This window comes from Persicobacter psychrovividus (assembly GCF_036492425.1).
GTDB lineage: Bacteria > Bacteroidota > Bacteroidia > Cytophagales > Cyclobacteriaceae > Persicobacter > Persicobacter psychrovividus.
Genome location: NZ_AP025293.1, coordinates 870,304 through 887,164, shown reverse-complemented (window position 1 = coordinate 887,164; position 16,861 = coordinate 870,304). Strand labels below are relative to the sequence as shown.

Below are 16,861 nucleotides of genomic sequence, written 5' to 3'. Positions count from 1 at the left end.
TATTATGAAAGCAACCCATTATTTACTTGCCTTAACAACCCTGCTCCTTGGCCTTGCCTACTCTTTCCCTTACACGGCTACCGCAGATAACGGCTCAAGGATTACCGATATCTACTCGAACATTTCATCAGCCAACAACCTGACGAAAGCGGATACGGCAAATCCCGTCAACTATCAGCTCGCGATCATTGAAGCTTTGGGTGTCAGCAAAGAAAATGAGGAGGTACTATTTGACAAAGAAGGCAATGTGATTGAACTTGACCTTTCCTGCAAAGGCTTTGATCGTCTTCCTGAGCAAATCACTCACCTCAAACACCTTAGAAAATTGAACTTAACAAGCAACAGCTTAGAAAATTTGCCTGCTTATTTTTCACACTTGAATCAACTGACAAATCTGAATCTATCCAACAACAGTTTTGAACAGTTCCCTGAACCATTGAAGCAATTAAAAGGCTTAAGATCCTTAGATTTATCCTTCAATAAGCTGAGGCAACTACCCTCCAGTGTAGGAAGCTTGGATCAATTGACCAACCTGAATTTGAAAGGAAATTTCTTTGAGGAGTTTTCGAAGGGTATCGGAAAGTTCAAAAATTTACAGTCATTGGATTTAAGGGATAATTTCCTGAACAGCCTTCCTCCAGCATTTTTCAAGCTCAAGAATCTACAAGTACTTGACCTGAGCTACAATTACATTAACACCTTACCAAAGAACATCAAAAAGTTGAAAGGCCTTGTAAGCTTTACTTACATTGGGCGGAAAGAAACCTCCATTTACCCAGAAAATACGGCTATATACCAGCAAGAATTTGTGTGGGGCGTTGACGACTTCTCTACTGAAGCTATTCCGATGGAAGAATGGGGAAGCCCAGACATCATTGATGGGAAAGAAATCAAAGAACCCTATCAGGGACTTGACGCCCTGCCCTCTTCATTTGGCGAGCTGAGTAACTTAAAACATCTAAACTTATCAAGAAACAATTTAACCACCATCCCAGCGACATTAGGGGATCTAAGTCAATTGATCTTCCTTGATTTATCGGGAAATAATATTGAAAACATCACAAATAACATTGTCGAGCTCAAAAGCATCACCGATATCAACCTATCTTACAATAGCTTGACGCACCTACCGCAGAATATTGGGGGTTTAACGAAACTCACAACACTTCTCCTGCAAGGCAATAAACTTGAGGAAATACCTGCAAGCATCTCAAGGTTAAAGAACCTCACGCAATTAAATCTGTTTTCCAACCAACTAACAGATCTTCCCGAGAACCTTTTTGATTTGGGACGAAATAAACCTGAAAAATGCCTTATCAATATCAATAACAATAAGATCACTTTGCCCAAGAAGCAACTACAAAGTAAGTATGCCAATATTGATTTTGATTTCCTATATTGATTTAGCACTAATAATTGCTTACAAAAAAACAGGAGCATTTGATGATAAACCATAACCACTAATCATAAAAACTCACGGCACCAATCCCTGCTCCTCCCACTGGTCCCCCTTCAACACATACTTCGCCCGCCGATGCCCTTCCCTGTTGAGTAACAGCACATCCATCGCCTCGGGAATGATTTCATAAACCGCCAAATGAATCTGCTCCCCCTGCTGCTTATCCTGATCATTTTCCAAGTTACTTGATGGTGCTGCATTGGCGGTGTAATCCCCCAATCGTCCCGAACTTTTGATATTGGACAAAGCCTTCTGATATTGCGATTGCTCCTCGGTGAGACGCAAAACCATGGCGCGAAATCGAATTTGCAATTGCTTTTTGGAATGATAGAACAATACGCCCACCTGCGGGTGCTCAGCCATCTGATGAACTTTCGGGCTGCGCGCATCAGTATAAAAGCACAAGCGAAAATCATCCCCCACTCCACGACAAACCACCGTCCGAAGCTCGGGCAGCTGACTTTCTTTATCAAAGGTGGACAAGACCATATAACGGAACGGATGACGCGAAACGACCTTGGATTTGATCAACTCATTTTTGGCAAGGGACAACAGGGATTCTTCGGGCATAACGTTATTTTTTTCTTAACAACGTTTTGTTGGAGGGTATAGGGCATGTAGAGGCGTTCGGAAGAACGACTGACTTTGATTCAAGCGTACCGCTTGGACCAAAATACAGATAGAATTAGTTTAAGCGGGACGCTTGAACTAATAATAATTAGACGTTAAAAATAACGTCTCTACATTTCACTTCACTCCAAACATAAATTGATGGAGGCGTTCTGCCGAACGTCTCTACACAACCATCACCCACTAACCTTCGCGGCAAGATCAAATCCCATGGCCAATAATTTATCATAGGGAATCACTTCCAGCTCATCAAAATACTGGTAATCCTCCACCATTTCCGCAAATCGATTGACAATCTGCTGACGGTAGGAAAGGTCAAAGTTCATCAGGCAGGCTTCAATCAGCAGGTCATAAAATGCCATCGTTCTTACCTCAGAAATATCCTTCAGATGACGATGACGATACACCTGCATATTATGGGCAATATTGATCAGGTCATAATCTGTCCCCTGCTGAAAAATCTCAACAAATGGCTTCAGGATCAGCACCTGAATATTTCTGCCATGCTTGTCCCTTCTTGCAGGGAAGCGTTTATGAAAGATCTCCTCCACGCCTTCCATCGCATAATTCGCCGCACCGGGGTGGTTTACAATCCAGTCAAGCTGTGCATAATAAAAATAGACCAGCCATTTGGCCTGATCCACCGCATGCAAAAAAGCATACTGCTCCACCTGCATCACTTCTTCACAAATACTGAGTGCCTCGGTTTGCGCACGTTTTTTCAAGGCCAAATCTGTCAATAAAAATTGCACATCGAAGCGATTATAAGCCTTGTATTCTGTCAGCTCCAAACTCCACTTTGCATATCCAATCGCTTCCTCAACCTTACGCAAAGAGCGATAATATTGTGCATGATGAAAATACAATCGCAACAAACGAATATTGGAAAACACAAAAGACTCATTTTTGAACAACTCTTCAAGGTCATCTATCCGAGCGCCATATTCATCAAACCGATTGTTGACATAAGCCCGCATCGCCTGAAGGTAGTACAAAATCAACCGAATAAAAGGATTATCGTACTGCGCCGCAATTTCCTCAGCCCGCGCCACACAGTCCTCACACAAGTTGAGCATATCCTTCGTTTTGTGTGTGGAAAACTTCACCTTACTGTCGAGTAGTTGCTCCATGCCTTCTATTTCCTGCAAAAGCATATACTGCTGCATTTTGGATTGCAGTAAACTGATCACCTCCTGGCATTTATCGGGAAAGCCCTGCATAGAATACATTTCCCGCAATTTCAGCAACACCTGCACTTCTGTACCCAAAAGGCTGTATTTTTCAGCTTTGGCCAGGGTTTTCCGCAAAATTTTATCTGCATTATGAAATACATTACGGTCGAGAAATCGGCTCGCCACCACCAGTTGCGCCGTTAATTCTGCCTGAATATCAAGATAGTTCACCCGCTCCTGCTTCTGCAAACTGTTGAGGATAAAAACCTCTGCCAGCTTTTGACTCAGGTTACGCTTCAGCATCAGGTACCGCTTATCTGACGGCTTGGTTTTATAAAGGATCTTGGCCGCAGTTTGGTCATCGACCTTTTCGTGGACCACCAAATCATACAGCTTCCGCATTTTGGTCCGCTTGGGCAAAGAAAGCTCCAGGTTTTTCTGACTGCCCTCCGTCAGTACATATGCATATTCTGCAATTAAATCCATTTTTTCACTGAGCTGAAATAAGTAATAATACCAAACTTAGCGCGTGTTAGCAACTAAAAATCAATGACGAGCATTTAGCATACCTCGGCATTAATGAGGGGTTATTTTAAGGAAATAACCTCGCTATTGCTGAAAAGTAATTCAAAACCAATTTCAATCATCTGAATCTGCCGTGAGGTGGTCAGCTACTCAACACGCTTTTAGGGAAAATTAGAGGAATTGATTTAATATGACAAATTAACTGCCTGATTAATCCGATATCTTGGCAAGATATAGACCACAAAATAAATTCTACCCCTTTGAAAAGTTAAAGCGTCTATATTTTCAGTCTGCCCAATGGGTAATTTACATTCCTGTAAACTATCGCAAGCCTCCCGATCGTGATCAATTATGTACCCAATTTGTTTGTCACAAGACGGAGTCTCGCGACAGGGAGTCGTGTGGATTCAAACCACTTTTTCAATGCTTGTTCTCGCGACAGGGAATCGTGTGGATTTAGACTGTTTTTTCAATGCTGTGAGCCTTGCGCGTCAGTCAAATGTAGAATTGGAGAAGGCGAATACAAAGCGACAGAAAGTGGTTTACTCACCCTTAAACTATCGCGAGAGTCTCTCTCGTGATCAATTATGTACCCAATTTGTTTGTCTCAAGACGGAGTCTCGCGACAGAGAATCGTGTGGATTTAGAATGCTTTTTCAATGATGTGAGCCTTGCGTATCAGCCAAATGTAGAATTGGAGAAGGCGAATACAAAGCGACAGAAAGTTGTTTAATCACCCTTAAACTATCGCGAGAGTCTCTCTCGTGATCAATTATGTACCCAATTTGTTTGTCACAAGACGGAGTCTCGCGACAGAGAACCGTGTGGATTTAAAATGCTTTTTCAATGATGTGAACCTTGCGTATCAGCCAAATGTTGAATTGGAGAAGGCGAATACAAAGCCACAGAAAGTTGTTTAATCACCCTTAAACTATCGCAAGCCTCCCGATCGTGATCAATTATGTACCCGATTTGTTTGTCACAAGACGGAGTCTCGCGACAGAGAACCGTGTTGATTTAAACTGCTTTTTCAATGATGTGAGCCTTGCGTATCAGCCAAATGTAGAATTGGAGAAGGCGAATACTAAGCGACAGGAAGTTGTTTAATCAGCCCTAAACTATCGCGAGAGTCTCTCTCGTGATCAATTATGTACCCAATTTGTTTGTCACAAGACGGAGTCTCGCGACAGAGAACCGTGTTGATTTAAACTGCTTTTTCAATGATGTGAGCCTTGCGTATCAGCCAAATGTAGAATTGGAGAAGGCCAATACAAAGCGACAGAAAGTTGTTTCGAGCGCTGTAAACACTGTACCGGAATTATTTTTAGTCCTATCTAAATTTATTTTACTATGTGGTAAATATTTTTTATTGAGTAAGCTAATTAATGAAAGGGATTAACATTTATTTCATTTCGCATTCTATTAATCGCTGATAATCATCACCTTCAAACCTTTATATTGCTCCCAAATACTAACGACCTCAAGCATATGGCTCAGCAATCATTACAAGAAGTACACAGCAGTGTCGTCACCGACAACAAAAAAAATACCTTCAGAAAACTCCTCAGTTTTATGGGGCCCGCTTTTGTAATCAGTGTCGGCTATATGGATCCTGGCAATTGGGCCACCGACCTTGAAGGCGGCAGCCACTTTGGGTATCAGCTGCTGTGGGTTTTACTGATGTCAAACCTGATGGCCCTACTGCTACAGATGCTCAGTGCCCGCCTTGGCGTTGTGAAACAGCGAGATCTTGCTCAGGCTTCCCGAGAAAGCTACCCACCGTTTGTGAATACTATACTGTATATATTTGCTGAAATCGCCATTGCGGCCTGCGACCTTGCCGAAGTGATTGGTATGGCCATTGGCCTGCACCTGTTGTTTGGCATTCCGATGCTTTATGGGGTTTGTCTGACCATTTTTGACACCTTCCTGTTGCTATTTCTAATGAACAGGGGCATCAAAAAAATGGAGGCATTCATCATTGGCCTGATTGCTATCATCGGAGGAGCATTTATTCTTGAAATGATCTTCTCTCACCCTCAAATCGGGGCATTGTCAAGAGGCTTCATCCCTAAAATTGTAGATACCGATGCGCTGTACATTGCCATAGGCATCATTGGCGCCACCGTAATGCCTCACAACTTATACCTGCACTCCTCACTGGTGCAAACCCGACAAATAGAAAGTACACCAAAAAGCATTCGACAAGCCCTGAAGTTCAACTTTATAGATTCAGCCATCGCATTGAACCTCGCCTTCTTTGTCAATGCCGCTTTGCTGATCCTTGCCGCTGCCGCCTTCCACAGTCGTGGATATTTTCAGGTGACAGAAATTCAGGACGCTTATCAATTACTCAGCCCATTGCTCGGCACCAAATGGGCAAGTGTCCTTTTTGCTGTTGCCCTGATTGCCGCAGGACAAAGCTCAACAATTACAGGAACTATCGCTGGGCAGATCATTATGGAAGGTCATCTGCATGTAAAAATGAAGCCATGGATTCGACGCCTGATCACCAGAGCGCTCGCCATTGTACCTGCCTTTGGCTGTATTGTGTATTTTGGTGAAAACAGTACAGGGAAATTACTGATTTTGAGTCAGGTGGTACTGAGTTTGCAGTTGGGTTTTGCCATTATTCCATTGATTCATTTCGTTTCCGACAAATACAAGATGGGGGAATTTGTCATTGGTCCATGGTTAAAGATAGGTGCATGGTTCATCGCAGCGATCATCATTGCCCTCAATATTAAACTCGTAATTGCAGAACTGATCAAGTGGATTAATCAAATGCATCCTGCTATACTGAGCGAGTTTTTCGCCATAGGCGTGGCAGCCTCGGCGGGGGTTTTACTACTTTACCTTATTGTTCATCCACTATTGCGTATCAGGCAAAAGGCCTAAAACCACAAAGAGCTGCCAGGCAAAACCCAGCAGCTCTTTATGGCACAATCTTCAACGATTAGATGAACATTGCTTTATTTTTTGATATTTGGCAATATTTAGACTCTTCGGCTCTTAAAGAACCGTCTTCAGTAACCCAACAAACGAACTCTTTAGATTCGCTTTTTCGGATATGATCAACAGTAATAACCGTACCTGAAGTCAAGATCACCTCATCTCCAGCTTTTATCTTGCTATTTCTTGTCTGACTCAAAACTTGAGTCTCGTTATTGGTTGGTGCTATCAATGACATAATTAAAAAAAAACTGACTTGTTGAAAAATAATTTTTCCACTCTCACATTGTAAGAATAGACAGATACTGTATTCAAAAATTAGTGAAAAAAATCCTAAATACCGCCTTTTCACACCAAATAATGAAGGTTTTTTATATATTTTTATATCTAAAAATTACATGAGCAACAATAGCTATATTTACATATGACTTTTATCATGTTTTAATTCATTTACATGAATTGCATCTAATCGAATATGAGAATTGTATTATTTATCTCCGTATAAAAGCTTCCATATTCGAACAAAGAAAGCAATTCCTGCCAAGGCTAAGCCCACTACAAAGCCAACCCAAATACCTACGGGCCCCATCCCAAAAGTAAATGCACAAATGTAACTCACGGGAATCCCGATGATCAGGTAACAAACAGCGGCGATCAACATGGGCACTTTCACATCAGCCATACCCCTCAAAATGCCCAGGCAAACCACCTGAAGCCCATCGAAGAGCTGAAATATTGCGGCAACGATCAGCAAAATTGCAGCCTGATTTACCACAGCCACATCAGGGGTAAAGATCAATGGCAACTGATATCTCAGTACATAAAAACCAATACAACTCAGTCCCATAAAAAACAATACCAAATGCATCGCAGAGAAAGAAGCCATTCTTAATCCGTAATCATTTTTTTCACCAATCTGATAGCTCACCCGAATTGTGGTAGCCTGTGCCACACCGTTGGAAATCATGAAGGTCATACTCCCCAAACCAAGCGCTACCTGATGCGCTGCCAGCGGCACATCACCGATCCAACCCATCATCACTGCACCGATGGCAAAAATAGACACTTCAAGCACCAGCTGAAAAGCTATCGGCAGGCCGATGGTCAGTAATTTCTTGATCTCATGCCAGGCCACATGCACCTCAGGGGTTTTGACGAAATACCCGCGATAGGCTTTAATATTTTTCAATCCATAATAAAGGAGAAAAGGCATCAGTATCCGAGCGATCAGTGTCGCTATACCCGCACCATTCAAGCCGAGCGCTGGCGCACCCCAATGCCCAAAGATCAATACCCAGTTCAACAGAATATTCAGCAAGTTACTGGCAACGGTCGCAATCATGGCCATCATCGTATTACCAAGCCCTTCACCGATTTGCTTCAGCACCATGAAGCCCATGAACGGGATCAAGGAAACAGCTAATATCCGGAAATAAGGAATGGCGAGTTCCACCACTTTTTCGGGCTGCCCCAAAAATGGCATCAGTAAACTCCCCAAATAGCATAGCATCGCCAGGAAAAGTGCGGACGCCGTGCCCAGCACCCAGGAATTTTTTATGATTCGACTGATGGCAGACCGATCACTCGCACCAATGGCATGACCAATCATGGGGGTAATGGCAAAGGAGATTCCCATCCCAAATACCAGAATAATGGTAAACACACTGTTGGCAAAAGAGGCCGAGGCCAACTCCTGCGTTCCAACACGGCCAACCATGGCGTTATCCACCAACGACACCACCACCTGCCCCGCCTGGGTCATTACCAGCGGCAGCGCCAAAGTCATTAGTCTTCTATAATATGGATAATATTTTTGCAGCATTACTTATAAAAAAGTGTTCATATAAAATAAGGGCGCAAAGATCGTAAAACCCGCTGAATAAGCACTACACATCCACAAATATATCTTTTGCTCCACAGCTACTCCACTTGCTCATCTTCCCATTCCAGCAAATCAGTATACCATTTGGCCATGGCTTGCATGGTCTCGTTAATCAGCGACTCATGCCCTTCGGTGCCCTTGAGCTTATCGTACATTTCTACTGCACCAACAAACACCAACTGCTTTGTGGTCACAAAATTTCCCCCAACATTAAAGTGGGCTTTCAGCGCTTCCAGACTTTCCAGCCCTTTTGCGGTCGGGGCGAGTTCATAGGCACGTGCCAACAGCTTTGGCTTTTGTGTACAAAGAATGAACGTTCCCAATCCCTCCTGACGAGGCTCCTCTACAACCATAAATTGAGGTAATGATAATTGACCATTTTCTGACGACATTCCTGAAGACGTTAAAGGATGATATAAAACTATTTTTGTACTTTGTAGGGCAATAATACAACTAAGCCGATATTTTTAGACTTTTTTGTATCGAATTTGAAAATGTAACCCAAATGTTGATCAAATCTACTCACAAAAAATTAGCTCAACACTATCTTCATGACTGATCCTTTAAATTTTTTATCCAAGATGAATAGATCTCAACTACGGTATTTTTTATCGTCCATCTCCTTGGCTGCGCTGCTATTTTCAAGCGGCTGTCAGCAACTGCCGAGTCATCAGAAAGCAACAACTGCCCCATTGGTAAGCCAGGTAAATCCTATGATTGGTACCGGCGGACACGGTCATACTTTCCCTGGCGCAACAACACCCCACGGTATGGTTCAGCTAAGCCCTGACACAGGCATAGAGGGCTGGGACTGGTGCTCAGGATATCACTATTCCGACAGCAGTATTATGGGTTTTTCACATACCCATCTGAGTGGTACAGGCGGTGGCGATTATGGCGATATTATGCTGATGCCCTTCACTGGAAAAAACCTTTGGGAAGCAGGAACCAAAGCACAACCTGACGCAGGTTACCGTTCACGTTTCAGTCATGAGGACGAACACGCAGAAGCTGGCTATTATGAGGTCAAGCTTAAAGACCATCACATTGATGTTGCCCTGACGGCAACAGCCCGCACGGGTTTTCACCAATACACCTTCCCTGCGGGGGCGGAAAGAAAAGTGATCCTTGATTTGGTACATGGAGTGGGCGACAACCCAAGAGCGTTAACGCTCAAGATCAATTCAGATCATCAGGTGGTAGGCTTGCGCCGTTCGCAAGGTTGGGCACAGGATCAGTATGTGTATTTTGTGCTGGAATTCAATCAGCCCTTCACCCACTTCCTGACCAACGATGGAAAAAACATTGGAGAACAAAAGCAAATTGAAGGGAAATACGCCAAAGCCATTTTTGAGTTCAGCCCTTCAGACAAACCCCTATTGGCCAAAGTAGCGCTCTCTCAGGTAAGTATTGAAGGAGCCATGAAAAACCTTTCCGCAGAAAACAACGGATGGGATTTCAATGCGGTGAAAAATCAAAGTCAGCAGCAGTGGCAGGATGCCCTTGCACGCACAACGGTAAAAGGTGGCAGTGAAGACCAAAAAAACATCTTTTATACCGCCGCTTACCACACCATGATGCACCCCAATATTGCCATGGATGTGGACGGCCAATATCGAGGCATGGACAAGAAGATCTATACCGCCAAAGATTATACCCACTACACTTTATTCTCCCTGTGGGATACCTTCCGCGCCGCGCACCCCTGGTACGCCCTTACGGAACCTTCCCGCAATACGGATTTTGTAAAATCAATGATCAGTAAATATGACCACAGCGGTGCCTTACCGATCTGGGAACTTGCCAGCAACGAAACGGGCACCATGATCGGCTACCATGCCGTACCTGTTATTGCTGATGAAATTCTGAAAGGCAATACTGCCATTGATGCTGAAAAGGCTTTTGAGGCCATGAAAGCTGCTGCCATGAAAACCGACCGCGGACTGAAATATGTACAATCGTTGGGCTATATTCCTTATGATAAAGAACCCAACTCGGTGTCGAAAACCGTGGAGTACGCCTACGATGACTGGTGTATCGCACAGGTGGCCAAAAAACTCGGAAAAATGGACGATTACCAGACCTTCACAAAACGCGCGCTGAACTATCAAAATCTTTTTGATGCCTCCACAGGTTTTATCCGTGGGCGTAACGAAGCAGGCGTTTGGGTAAAAGACTTTAACCCTATGGCCATCAGCTTACTTGGCTCTGGCGAATATACCGAAGGTAATGCATGGCATTATACCTTTTTTGCTCCACAAGACATCAATGGCCTGATCAAACTTTATGGCGGTGCCCAGAAGTTTGAAGATAAACTGGACCGGATGTGGACGCAGGAAGCGGTAAATGACAATGAACATGCCCATGACGTTACTGGCCTGATCGGGCAATATGCCCATGGCAATGAGCCCAGCCACCACGTAGCTTATCTGTACAATTTTGTCGATGCCTCATCAAAAACACAATTCTGGGTGCGTAAAATCATGGCCGAGCAATACAGCAATCAGGCAGATGGCCTTTCTGGCAACGAAGATTGCGGACAGATGTCGGCCTGGTACAATTTATCAGCCATGGGGCTTTACCCTGTAAACCCAGCCAGCGGGCGATTCATTATCGGTTCGCCAGTTTTTGAAGAAGCCAACATCAAGCTGGAAAATGGCAAGTCCTTTACCGTAGTAGCCAAGCATAACAGTGCAAAAAATGTTTACATTCAATCGGCAAAACTGAACGGCAAACCTTACCGTAGGTCGTACATCGATTACGCTACCATTACCGCAGGCGGTACACTGACTTTCGAAATGGGCGATCAGGCTGCTGACTGGTTCAATGAGGCGCCAAAAAGCGATATCGTTCATGACTATGAAGGTACTTTAACGCGCAGCAACACTTTATTTATGCCACATACCCGCTCAGATCAGCGGATTTTCGCATCGGAACTGAAAGTAGAACTGAACAGTTTTGTTGATGGGGCCACGATTTATTATACCCTTGATGGCAGTGAACCGACCATTCATTCCAAAAAGTACCAATTGCCCATTCACCTGACCGCAACAACGGTTCTGAAGGCTAAATGTGTCAAAGACCAATGGGCGGACAGCCCAGTGATGACGGCTCATTTTTCTAAAGCATTTTACCATGAAAAAGACCGACAGTTCCCGAGATTGACACTGAAAAACCCACCGACCAGCAAAACTTACAACCCTGGCCATTGGGCACTTCTGGATGGCACCTATGCCTCCGATAATTTGCGAGATGGCAAATGGAGTGGTTTTAGTGGGCATCAGCTTGAGGCTACCATTGATTTGGGGGCCGTTCAAAATGTTGGAAAAGTGAACACTAACTTTTTACTGAACACCTCCTCATGGGTGTTCCTCCCAAAAAGCTATAAGGTGCTTTATGCTGACGATGGCAAAAACTGGAAACTTGCAGGCACACAAAGCCTGCCTGTACCTTCAGCACATCAGCCGATCGGCAAACATCTTTTCAGCATAAATGTAGAACAACAGACCCGATACATCCGCGTGATTGCAGAAACCGCGGGCAAACTGCCAGAGTGGCACCCAGGTTTTGGGAATGAAAGCTGGTTGTTCGCTGATGAAATTGTGATCGAGTCTCAGGGACTGATGAAATAAAATACCGCATTCGCTTATACACCAAAAGCTCCTTTATACAAAGGAGCTTTTTTTGGTCTTCCCTTCTGTGGGAAGCAGTATATTATAGAAAACTTCTTGGGGGCTTAATCTTTGCTGAACATCAAAAATCCGTCATGCATCGCCTCCATGAAATCACTCATTTCTTGTTGCCAGTCCATATACCATATCAAGGACAATAGAACGATCAGCCAGAGGATTCCTTTATTTTTCTGTATTAACTTTAAAACCATAATATCTAAAAATAACAGTTTGATATTAGTTTTCCATTATAAAAGATGATTTTTGATACAACTATGAGCAAACTTTATTCTAACATATCCTCTCCCAGTGTTTTATAAATTAATCGGATAAGGTTATCAGCCTCTCGATTACTCAGCTCCTCGGCCTGATAAAATAGCACCTCGCCTGATTTGTCAAGAAAAATGACGGCAAACTCGTTGTCCACCTCGCCAAGATTCCAGGCAGATTTCACGATATGCGAAGGGTCAGTATAAATTTTCACCTGCTGATCTTCATATTTTCTCTCCTCCCTGCGGATACCCATCCGTACCAGGTTATTGGGGTAAAAACGGGCATCCTTCAAATTCACAATTCCATAGCTCAGGAAATTCTCCCTGTCATTGAAGCGCTCGGTTTTCATCTGCTCAATAAAGTAACTGTTGCGTTTCGGCACCTCGGGGTCAGAGTAAAACAGCAACAAATATTGCTCTCCAAAACCGGGAAGCATCACCGGGGCATCTTTGGAATCACGAATTTCTACATTTGCAACCACATCGCCTGTTTGCAATGTGGACTTTATCGGTTCATTAGGGTGGGCCGCATAAACATTTCGTGCCACCACCATCAACATCAGAATAATAAGCATTTTACCGCTTTTCAAATTAAAGTTCATATCCCCAACGTTTAAAATATTTCGACCATCTGCTGCTTACCTTATCAAGGGTATTCTGAGCATAGTTATATTGATTCTTTTTGTAACCTGAGTGCGCATCCACATATTGCTGAAATTCCGCCGACACTTTTTCGAAATCACCCAGGTCCAGCTTTTGGTAAATCTGCTCAAGCATCCCCATATTGTCCTTTTCGAGATCCTCAAAACGGATCTCCACCAGATTGCCTTCAGGAATCAGTGCTTTTTGTGCTTCATACTGATCATACATTTTGGCATAAATCGACAGGATATTTTCTTCCATTTCCTCCTTGCTGATGTCCTGAAACTTCAGCGGTTCGATCGTCGCCATAAAGAACTTGACCGTCGATTCAAAAACCGTATATGGGTTACGGGCAATATGAATAAACTTGGCATTGGGGTAAAGTTCCAGCAGCGCCTTGATGCGTGATGTATGCGGTGGATTTTTTGAAATAAACCGCTCACCATTAGTATTGATCATGGCCTTGCGCACAAGCTGATCGTACTGAATTTTCCACTCCTGATAGTCCGCAATGTCGATCCCTTTGAACAAAAGATAACGATCTGCATATTCCTGCATGTTCTGCGGGAAATACCAAAAGTTGTAAAAGCTGTGCGGACACATATTCCCCAGGGCAAATTCCTCTTCCTGCGGGAAGTTCACATTAAGCTCCACATTGTCTGTTGCCCTTTTCTTGGGCATGGCCATGTTCATAAAGCTTTTCATCAGCCATTGGCCCGAAAGTAAAGCGTTGGGAAACACCCCCTGATAGGTGGTAACGTAACCAAACTGCGGATCCTGACACATCAGGTTGTGCAAATGCGTGGTGCCGCTCCGCCAGTGGCCCAAAATAAAAACAGGAGCTTTATGAAATTTCACCGCCTCAATTTGCTCGGCATTTCGGATAGCCTCAAGTTTAGCAATAGGGCTCGTCAGGCGGCTTACCACCTTGGTTCCTGCCAACCTTGTTTTGTAATCCGAGGCAATTGACCTTCCCGCAACCACCCGTGAAAGGTTTGCCGGAGTACTTCCTGCTAATGCTGAAATTGCGGGCAATTTAAATTCGTTACTCATGTTCTTGTATCTTGATGATGTTTACAATTACATAAGTGCAATTCAAACCGTTTTACCTCATTCGACGCCTGACTTTATTACAAATTTTATTCTAATCACATCTTAAATCATTCATTCACAACACGCTCATTCATAAAAAAAGGCCAGCACCCATAAAAGCACCAGCCTAATTCATTTAATCTCCATCTAATTTCAGGTCATCAATCATCAGTGATGACCTATTTCACGGCCTCCAATAAAAGTTGATTACCTTCAAAAAGCATCAGCGAATCGCCTGTTGCCCAAAAATGATCTGCCTTATTCAGCGCATCCATCATCATTTGCTCCTGCTTCATCTGTCCCTCACAAAATTTGCGGGTTCCAGCAAGTGGTCCCATTTTAAGCTGAAGGCCATCCATGATTTCCGCCTGCCCAAAAAAGCGGTTACAGCCAGAAAACCCACTGACTTTCCCTTCCTTGAACTCAAGGGTCAGGGCGGCTGCAGAAGGCATCTGTTCCCCAGCTATTTTGGTCACTTGCCAGGCACTTCCTTCGAGCGTTTTAGCCACAGCAATCTCCTTACTGCTTCTAAGAATATACCGAAGGCTGCTACCATCAGCTGGCGGATTTGGCACCTGTTCCACCGCCACGGTTAACTGATAGGCCTTGCCTTCCTGAAAATCAAACCCCTCGATTCCACTGTAAAACAGGCTGAAGTCCGCAGTGTCTTTCTGCACAACCATACACTCCCGTTCACTGACTCCCATACACGCAACCTGAAAGGGGGCCACTTTCAAATTGATGATGTTTTCCTCCAGCGCCTCTTTACTGCTTTTACAGGAAAAACTGAACAGGGAAATCGCTAATATTAAAAGACCATTTTTAAGCATATTACATCATTTATGTTGAAGTATCATTAAATATTGAAAAGCACTATTGTACTGCGGCAGGCTCAAGCAGTCGGTCACCTGTATCCTGAACAATTTTCTTTCTGTACTCCTCCGAATACGGTTTATTCTTTGGAGAAACAGGCATCAGGCCTGAAGGGTTATATTTGAACTTCCCATTTTCCTCCACTTTAATATTTCCATCGAGGTATTTTACCCATAGGTATTTTTCAAGCTCACGCCACTGCTCAACCATTTTATTAGCATTATCCACTGAAAAGTCAGTAACAAACTCAATGGCGTCAGCAGGGTTTTCCTGATAAAGTTCTTTTGCCGCCACATCAATCGCTTTTACAGTACGAATGTATTTCGCCTCAAGCGTGGTCTGCTTTTTTCGAATATCCTTAATAATTTCATCATAACGCATATAAGCCAGGTTGGTCACCCGATTGAATACCCAAAAAGCAGCATCGTCGGAGTAGGTCAACATATCGCCATTGCCATTTGCAAAAGACGACGGTACCTGAGTCGCCGCACTGTAAATTGGGGTGTAGCAAGTCGAATAGGTATCATCAACACCGAACCATAAAATCCCTCCGAGGGCATCGGGCATCCAGTCTCGGCATTGCGCAACAAAAGAAAAACCTGTTTGCTGCGTAGAAATCGCCCGTTCATTGAAATACGTCTTCCCTTCCGATTCCCAAGTGAGCGGACGCCAACGATACGGACAGGCCGACGGCCCCGCTCCAACATCTTTGGTCATATCCATCGGCGTGCCTTCATAATGGTCACGCATTAATTCCATGGCATCTTTCACCGTCAGTTGATGATCTGGCTTGACATATAAAGGCATCCGCTTTTTTGTCAGATCTCCCATGGCATAGGCCTCATATTTTTTACCAAAAGTTGGATTTACTCGGTTGAAAATACTCCATGCCCGCGCATCACAAAAGCGCACCGCACCAAAATCAAGGGGAGCATAAGCTGCCGAAAAATCAAAATGCTTGTCTTTGCCTTCGAAGAATTTTTGCGCACGGGCAAATGACACGACATCTGATGAATAGCGGAAATTCTCCGGCTCATTAAAATTGATCTTTGTGATTCGCGCCTGATTGGCATGCGCCGAAATATAGCCGTCTGGAATACGTTGTGCCACCCAAACAGCGCCTTTTTCCACCGTTCCTTTGGAAATCATTTCAAGTACCCATACTTCATTTTTATCGGCAATGGAAAAGGACTCCCCACTCGAGTAATACCCATATTTTTCCACCAGGTCGGTCATTACCGTGATAGCTTCCTGTGCCGTTTTTGCCCGCTGAAGCGTGATATAAATCAACGAACCGTAATCCATAATCCCCTTTGGGTCACGCAAGGATTTTCTCCCCCCGAAAGTGGTTTCTGCAATGGCCAGCTGATGCTCATTCATGTTACCAGTAACATTATAAGTATGCGCCACTTGAGGAATTTCCCCCAATATTTTACCTGTGTCCCATTCCCGCACCTGAAGCATGGTTCCCGCAGGGTGATCCGCCGCAGGCCAATGGTACAGCTCCCCATATAAAACATGGGAATCGGCCGCATAGGTAATCATCGTGGAGCCATCCTTGGAAGCTCCTTTACTAATCAATAGGTTGGTGCAGGCTTCTGCACTCATCTGCCCAAAAACCAACAATACCATGGTTAGGGCAATTAAGCGTTTCTTCATCATAAACTATAATTTTCAAAAAATCCCCCAAT

12 protein-coding genes and 1 pseudogene are annotated in these 16,861 nt (G+C 43.9%); 3 read left to right on the top strand and 10 right to left on the bottom strand.

Annotated elements, in window-relative coordinates:
• Positions 1-4 precede the first annotated feature (4 nt).
• Positions 5-1,402 carry a leucine-rich repeat domain-containing protein gene (locus AABK40_RS16785; protein WP_338398235.1) on the top strand — a complete coding sequence of 466 codons (1,398 nt, stop codon included), beginning with the start codon at positions 5-7 and terminating at the stop codon, positions 1,400-1,402.
• A gap of 72 nt (positions 1,403-1,474) precedes the next feature.
• Here the strand turns inward: AABK40_RS16785 and AABK40_RS16780 are convergent, their stop codons facing one another.
• Positions 1,475-2,029, bottom strand: coding sequence for a pyridoxamine 5'-phosphate oxidase family protein (locus AABK40_RS16780; protein ID WP_338398234.1), 555 nt, complete (start codon positions 2,027-2,029; stop codon positions 1,475-1,477).
• Positions 2,030-2,265: 236 nt separating this feature from the next.
• On the bottom strand, positions 2,266-3,747 hold the full coding sequence (locus AABK40_RS16775; RefSeq protein ID WP_338398233.1) for a hypothetical protein: 1,482 nt from the start codon (positions 3,745-3,747) through the stop codon (positions 2,266-2,268).
• Positions 3,748-5,274: 1,527 nt separating this feature from the next.
• On the opposite strand from AABK40_RS16775, the pseudogene AABK40_RS16770 reads away from it, so the two are divergent.
• A pseudogene (locus AABK40_RS16770) lies at positions 5,275-6,666 on the top strand (Nramp family divalent metal transporter); the annotation flags it as partial.
• 76 nt (positions 6,667-6,742) lie between these two features.
• Here the strand turns inward: AABK40_RS16770 and AABK40_RS16765 are convergent.
• The 3 genes from AABK40_RS16765 to AABK40_RS16755 form a co-directional block, all read right to left on the bottom strand.
• Positions 6,743-6,976, bottom strand: a complete 234-nt coding sequence (locus AABK40_RS16765) for a hypothetical protein (RefSeq protein ID WP_332922496.1) — start codon at positions 6,974-6,976, stop codon at positions 6,743-6,745.
• A gap of 249 nt (positions 6,977-7,225) precedes the next feature.
• Positions 7,226-8,560: an MATE family efflux transporter gene (locus AABK40_RS16760; protein ID WP_332922495.1), complete on the bottom strand. Its 1,335-nt coding sequence runs from the start codon at positions 8,558-8,560 to the stop codon at positions 7,226-7,228.
• Between the two features lie 98 nt (positions 8,561-8,658).
• Positions 8,659-9,012: a hypothetical protein gene (locus AABK40_RS16755; protein WP_338398232.1), complete on the bottom strand. Its 354-nt coding sequence runs from the start codon at positions 9,010-9,012 to the stop codon at positions 8,659-8,661.
• 189 nt (positions 9,013-9,201) lie between these two features.
• Here AABK40_RS16755 and AABK40_RS16750 point away from each other — a divergent pair, with 189 nt between their 5' ends.
• Positions 9,202-12,252, top strand: a complete 3,051-nt coding sequence (locus tag AABK40_RS16750) for a GH92 family glycosyl hydrolase (protein WP_338398231.1) — start codon at positions 9,202-9,204, stop codon at positions 12,250-12,252.
• 104 nt (positions 12,253-12,356) lie between these two features.
• On the opposite strand, the gene AABK40_RS16745 is transcribed toward AABK40_RS16750, so the two are convergent.
• The 5 genes from AABK40_RS16745 to AABK40_RS16725 all read right to left on the bottom strand — a co-directional run bounded on the left by AABK40_RS16745 (position 12,357) and on the right by AABK40_RS16725 (position 16,829).
• Complete coding sequence (locus AABK40_RS16745; protein WP_332922492.1) at positions 12,357-12,503, bottom strand: hypothetical protein; 147 nt, start codon at positions 12,501-12,503, stop codon at positions 12,357-12,359.
• A 74-nt stretch (positions 12,504-12,577) separates the two neighbouring features.
• Positions 12,578-13,165 (bottom strand): YtfJ family protein, encoded by a 588-nt coding sequence (locus AABK40_RS16740; protein WP_338398230.1) that lies wholly within the window; start codon positions 13,163-13,165, stop codon positions 12,578-12,580.
• The gene (locus tag AABK40_RS16735) at positions 13,155-14,258 is read right to left on the bottom strand and encodes a sulfotransferase family protein (protein WP_332922490.1); all 1,104 of its coding nucleotides are present in this window, start codon (positions 14,256-14,258) and stop codon (positions 13,155-13,157) included. The genes AABK40_RS16740 and AABK40_RS16735 overlap by 11 nt, the downstream gene beginning before the upstream one ends.
• Before the next feature lie 218 nt (positions 14,259-14,476).
• Positions 14,477-15,127, bottom strand: a complete 651-nt coding sequence (locus tag AABK40_RS16730; protein ID WP_338398229.1) for an META domain-containing protein — start codon at positions 15,125-15,127, stop codon at positions 14,477-14,479.
• 43 nt (positions 15,128-15,170) lie between these two features.
• Positions 15,171-16,829 (bottom strand): dipeptidase, encoded by a 1,659-nt coding sequence (locus tag AABK40_RS16725; protein ID WP_338398604.1) that lies wholly within the window; start codon positions 16,827-16,829, stop codon positions 15,171-15,173.
• Between the last annotated feature and the right edge of the window lie 32 nt (positions 16,830-16,861).